We start from the raw sequence: 6,194 nt of genomic DNA, 5'->3' as shown, positions 1-6,194 counted from the left end.
GATAGAAAGTCCATTAGACAAAATGGCAAAAAAGTATAAAAACAAGCCTAAAAATTAAAAAAGTGGTGTATTTTTGTGGATATATACTAGTTATGCCCAAGCTAAAAAATGAGACTGCTAATAATTAACATACTGCTTTTATTCTCGACCCAAGTTTGGTCACAAACTGACCTTGGAATCGGACTTGTCTCTATCAACTTTGACGACAAAACAGTTTTGAAATTTTATTCTGACACTTTAGAAAGTAAGCCTGAAAAGATTGTTGAGTTTTTTAACGACAAGACAATTAACAGTTGGAATATAAAGGACTTGAAAAAACAACAAGAATGGCTTAAACCTGAAATCCTTTGGTTAGACTATTTTGAATTTACATTCCGTTGTTTGACCCCTACAGACAAATGGATTGAAGTAATAGTAAATAATGAAACAGGAAAATCTTATTGGATAGAAAATACTGAACTGACGGAATTTAAAAATTGGGAAGAGTTCCTGAAAAATATGTTTGGAGTGGCTAGACTACCTGACTTCAAGCAAAGCATAAAGACTAAACCGACTGAAAATGCTGCCGACATTAAATATCAAGGAACTGATTGTTTTGTGGTCAAATCAATGAAAGGAGATTGGATTGAAATTTCAACTCCTGACCACTGTGATGACAGTTATACCGAAAGTACAACAACAATAAATTCAGGTTGGATAAGATGGAGAAAAGGAAATAAATTATTAATTGACTACTTTACGACAAGTTGAAAATGAAAAAAGCCAGGGCATAACAGCATCTAAGAAAACATGGGGCGGTCAGTGATTGCCACAAGGTTCGTTCTTCGTAGCTATCTTTGTCATAGGCAGACAGTGAAATGCTTCGAAAAGCCCCACGTTTCTTAGCTGCGGAACGTTGTGCACAATTAAAACGTAACGCTAAATGAAAAAAAATCTGATTATAATTTTACTTCTGTCCTCAATAATTTCGTTTGGACAAGAATTAACTACAATCAAAATTTCAGTTCCTAATGAAACTGATGAAGTTTTTATTGTCGGAAATCAAGATAGCTTTGGAAATTGGCAACCTGACAAAGTAAAAATGAATAGAATCTCTGATTACGAAAGAGAAATTTCATTGAATTTAACATTTCCTGCCGAATTTAAGTTTACTCGTGGTACTTGGGAGAGTGAAGCGATAATCACAAAACTTACAGGAGAGCCAAATTTTGTTTTGAGTGAAAAACCATCGACAAAATTATTTTATAAAATTCAAGGTTGGACAGACCAAATTGATAAATTCTCAACTTTCAGTGATTTTAAAATTTCAGAGATAAAATCCAACTTTTTAAAACAAAACAGAAAGGTTTACATTTCATTGCCAGAGAATTACAATAAAAACATTAATTATCCTGTAATTTATGTTACAGATGCCAATATCTTAAACATTTTTGAAATAGTAGTTCAAACATTAAGACAACAGTCAAATTTTTCGAATTTCCCTGAATGTATTGTCGTAGGCATTTACATTAACATAAGAGAAAGAAATAATGAATTAGATATTGAATATGGAGAAAATGGAAAAAAGTTTAAAGACTATATTTTCAAAGAAGTAATTCCATTTATTGAAAACAACTATTCAACAAGCGAATTTAAGGCTATATATGGCCATTCTAATGGTGCTGAGTACAATCATCATTTAATGTTTGAAACAGACAACCCTTTTGATGCGTTTATGAATATTAGTGAAAATCTAATTGAATTGGAAAATGGAAAATTTGAGATAATTAAAAATAAATACATCAAATTCTTAAGTAACAACAGAAAACCTATAAAATACTTTGTTGCAAGTGCAAAATATGATGACCCAAATAGGTATCCAAGTGGAATAGAAATTGAAAAAGTAATAGTCAACAATCCTAACAAGAACGTTGATTTTCAACAAAAAGTTTATAAGAGCTGGCACGTTGATTTAATTGGCTATTCTATTTTAGATGCTTTTCAATTTGTGTTTTCAGATTATCAAGACTACAGTCTGTTTGAAAAAGGAGTTAACTCAAATAACTTTAATTATAAAGAAGTTAAAGAAAAATACTTAAAGCAAAATGAAAAATACATCCAACCCTATATCGAAAATGATGCTTCGTCTGTTGTTGTTGGAGAGATAATTAGAAAAACTGGAAAATCAAAAGTACTAAATCAATATTTGGATTATGAAGATGAAAACAATGAAATATATAATCTATATGTTAGAGCAATACTCTTTTATGAAATCAATGATTTAGAAACAGCATTGTATTATTTAGATAAAATGGTAAAAGAAAATGACCAAAATTCAATTCAACAACTCATAAATTCAAATGCTGTATCATACATTGAAATTTACAAAAAGGCTAATAAGTTAGAAATTGGATATAAAAATCTTGACATCTTAAAGAAAAATAATCCTGAATTGGAAAAAGAGATAAATTTGATAAAACAAAAAATAAAATAACTGTGCACAACAATAGCTATAGTCAATAGCTTGGGTTTGGGCTAAAAACATAAGTTTGGGATTTATTTTCTAACTTTACGTCTGAAATCAAAACTGAATGACTTTTTTGGCGCTACTGCCCATAGCCAAACCGTTGTGTTTAATTGTCGAAAAAACTTAATTAATAAAAAATGGAACAAAAGAAAAAAAAGAGTTTAATTGGAACAGCTATTACTGTTGCAATAATGGTAATTGCTGTGAACTTCGGTTCAAGATTATTCAAGTCTAAAAAAGAGCTGGCTTTGAGCAATGAAAACACTATTGCGGAAAGAGCAGAAATTATGAATAAAGACTGTCCATTTACTTTTGACTCAAACACAAGACTTGATAGTGTCACTTCGCCTGAAAAGAATGTTTTAAGACAAAATTATACACTTTTGAATGACAGTAAATCTGATATTGACACACAGGCTTTTGAGGATTTATTTAAGCCTGAATTCAAGAAAAATCTGCAAAACCAAAATCAAGCTGAATATTTCAAAAAATATAACGCTAAATTAGTTTATAGATTTTACGATAAAGACAAAAATCACGTAACTGACATCGTTCTTAACTCGAATGAATATTAGAACCAAAATCTGAATTGAACAATTTGAAAAAACAACTAAAACACAACAACGGCTATAATTCATTGCGGTTGAATTCCTCATCGGAATTCAACGCAAGTTTGCTATCTTTCGGCTACGGCGGAAAGAATCCTGCGGATTTTTCCGCAACGAAACCATAGCCAAACACGTTGCCAGTAATTTAGAAAAAAACACACAAATGAAAAAATTAATTCTGATTTTATTGATTTTAATCCCAATGTTAAGTTTCGGACAGACAGAAAAAGAAACCGCTAAAAAAGTTTCGTCTGAATTTGAAAAATACTACAATTCAGATGAATATCAAAAGATTTTTGACTTGTTTTCGACTGAAATGAAAAGTGCTTTACCAATCGAACAAACGACTGACTTTTTAAAAGGGTTGAAAAGTCAGGCAGGAAAAATTGTAAAAAGAGAGTTTGTAAAATATGAGCAGACTTATGCCTCTTATAAAACAACTTTTGAACGAGCTATTTTTGCTGTTAACATATCACTTGACAATAACGCTAAAGTTAATGGGCTTTTTGTCAAACCATACAAAGAAGACAATCTTCCTAAACTTGAAAGAAATAAAACAAAACTGATTTTGCCGTTTAATGGAGAATGGACAGTATTTTGGGGTGGAGACACTAAAGAACTTAATTATCACGTAGAAAGCGAAGCTCAAAAAAATGCGTTTGACCTTGTAATAACTGACCAAGAAGGAAAGACCTTTAAAACGGATGGAAAAACGAATGAAGATTATTACGCTTTTGGAAAAGAAGTAATTGCACCTTGTGATGCAGTAGTAGTTTTGACAGTTGACGGAGTAAAAGACAATAAGCCAGGCGAATTAAATCCAATATATATTCCAGGAAATACCGTAATTCTAAAAACTAAAAATAATGAATTCTTATTCTTTGCTCACTTTAAGCAAAATTCGATTGTTGTGAAGCAAGGTCAAAAGGTGAAACAAGGAGAATTATTGGGGCTTTGTGGCAACTCTGGAAATTCTTCAGAAGCTCACTTACATTTTCATATCCAAAATGTAGAAGATATGAACAAAGCTACTGGAGCAAAATGTTATTTTGACGAAATAATTGTGAACGGAGAATTGAAAAAAGACTATTCACCAATTAAAGGAGAGAAAATCAAAAATGAATAAAAAACTACTGGCAACAAAGGCTATAAGCAATTGGGGTTTAGGTACTTAAATGAAAAATAGTAAATAAAATAAAGGTCAGTGCTAAACTGAAAAGTTAGGGTAAAAAATCCCCAACTGCTCATAGCCAAACCGTTGGCTGTAATATAAAACGAGTATTAACCAATAAAAACAAATATTATGAAAGCATTAGTTTATCGAGGTGAACACAAAATAGCTCTCGAAGAAAAACCAAAACCAACTATTAAAAACACAACCGATGTCATTGTGAAAGTTCTAAAAACAACGATTTGTGGAACTGACTTAGGAATTTACAAAGGTAAAAACCTTTATATGAAAGAAGGTATTATTCTTGGGCACGAAGGTGTTGGAATCATTGAAGAAATCGGAGACGCTGTTTCACAATTCGAAGTAGGGGACAAAGTGTTAATTTCTTGCATTACCTCATGTGGATCTTGTGAATATTGTAAAAAACAACTGTATTCACATTGTAAAGATGGAGGTTGGATTTTAGGACACATGATTGATGGTGTACAAGCTGAATATGTTAGAGTTCCACATGCTGATAATAGTCTACACAAAGTACCTGATACCTTAGATGATGATATAGCGGTATTACTATGTGACATTTTACCAACAGGGCATGAAATTGGAGTTCAATATGGAAACGTAAAGCCAGGGGACGCTATTGCTATCGTGGGCGCTGGTCCTGTAGGAATGGGAACTTTATTAACAGCTCAATTCTATTCTCCTGCCATTATTGTAGTAGTTGATTTAGATGAAAATCGCTTAGAAATGGCCAAAGAGCTAGGAGCAACACATACTTTAAAACCTTCCAGCGACTTAGAAAAAGAATTAGCCAAAATTGTTGGAGAAGAAGGTGTAGATGTTGCTATTGAAGCTGTTGGTATACCTCAAACTTGGGATGTTTGTCAGAAAATTGTAAAACCAGGTGGAAATATTGCGAATGTTGGTGTCCATGGTCAAAAAGTTGATTTCGAATTACAAGATTTGTGGATTAAAAACCTTACAATCACTACTGGTCTTGTAAACACCAACACAACACCAATGCTAATGAAAGCTATTTCCAAGTTACCTGTAGAAAAATTAATTACGCATCATTTCAACCTTAGTGAAATTGAAAAAGCTTATGATGTATTCTTAAATGCTTCAAAAGAAAAAGCTATGAAAATTATTATAGAAACTAAATAAGTTACTACAGCCAACAATGGCTATAAGTAATTGCTTGTTCTCGCCTACTTATGAAAATCCTCGCGGATTTTCAGTTTGGTGTGTACTTGCAAAGTTAAGTGCTAACCCACGCAACTACTCATAGCCGAGACCGTTGTAGCCAATTTGACGCAACGAAATAAATAATAAAGCATCCTAAATAACTTAAAAACACGAAATTATGAAAGTGAAAATTTTAATATTACTCTTCGGAATTGGACTTTTAACCAGTTGTAACAACGATGATAATTCGGATTTTCAATCGACTGAAATTAATTTTACCGAAATAGGTAAAGGAGCTTTATTTGGAAATGGACAAGAAGGAATAACAGAATCTAATTTAACTATTACAAATGCGAGTGATTGGCAAAGTCTTATTTCTCAAATGAATTCTGTTAATAATGTAAGTGACAATTTTACAGAAACAAATATTGACTTTGATGTATTTCTAGTCGTTGCTATTTTTCTTGAAGTAAAAGGACAAGGGTGGGAAATTGAAACTGAAAACATTATTGAGAATGAAAACAACATTACAATTTCTACTCTTGAAACTGAATATGCAACATCGGTTATGACTCAACCATTTTGTATAGTAAAAATACAGAAGACAGAAAAAACAATAATAGTGGAATAAAGTCGAGTAGGTAAAGGGGAATCTCACCCCTAAACCTCTCACAGAACCGTACGTGATAGTCTCCCATCATACGGCTCTTCTTAACAAGTCTAT

At 32.0% G+C, this 6,194-nt stretch carries 6 protein-coding genes; all 6 read left to right on the top strand.

From position 1 onward, the window contains the following. Nucleotides 1–108 precede the first annotated feature (108 nt). Complete coding sequence (locus ACSSV5_RS12100; protein WP_454246082.1) at nucleotides 109–750, top strand: hypothetical protein; 642 nt, start codon at nucleotides 109–111, stop codon at nucleotides 748–750. 172 nt (nucleotides 751–922) lie between these two features. Continuing rightward, nucleotides 923–2,473, top strand: a complete 1,551-nt coding sequence (locus ACSSV5_RS12095) for an alpha/beta hydrolase-fold protein (RefSeq protein ID WP_454246081.1) — start codon at nucleotides 923–925, stop codon at nucleotides 2,471–2,473. Nucleotides 2,474–2,643: 170 nt separating this feature from the next. Beyond that, nucleotides 2,644–3,081, top strand: coding sequence for a hypothetical protein (locus tag ACSSV5_RS12090; protein WP_454246080.1), 438 nt, complete (start codon nucleotides 2,644–2,646; stop codon nucleotides 3,079–3,081). A 196-nt stretch (nucleotides 3,082–3,277) separates the two neighbouring features. Beyond that, on the top strand, nucleotides 3,278–4,240 hold the full coding sequence (locus ACSSV5_RS12085) for a DUF3887 domain-containing protein (RefSeq protein WP_454246079.1): 963 nt from the start codon (nucleotides 3,278–3,280) through the stop codon (nucleotides 4,238–4,240). Nucleotides 4,241–4,417: 177 nt separating this feature from the next. Next, nucleotides 4,418–5,449 carry a zinc-dependent alcohol dehydrogenase family protein gene (locus ACSSV5_RS12080; RefSeq protein ID WP_454246078.1) on the top strand — a complete coding sequence of 344 codons (1,032 nt, stop codon included), beginning with the start codon at nucleotides 4,418–4,420 and terminating at the stop codon, nucleotides 5,447–5,449. A 199-nt stretch (nucleotides 5,450–5,648) separates the two neighbouring features. Beyond that, nucleotides 5,649–6,101 carry a protease complex subunit PrcB family protein gene (locus ACSSV5_RS12075; protein WP_454246077.1) on the top strand — a complete coding sequence of 151 codons (453 nt, stop codon included), beginning with the start codon at nucleotides 5,649–5,651 and terminating at the stop codon, nucleotides 6,099–6,101. Nucleotides 6,102–6,194 lie beyond the last annotated feature (93 nt).

The sequence above is a fragment of the Psychroflexus sp. MBR-150 genome, from assembly GCF_053628795.1.
Note: the sequence above shows the minus strand (reverse complement) of the source record. Positions and strands in the feature narration are given on the sequence as shown.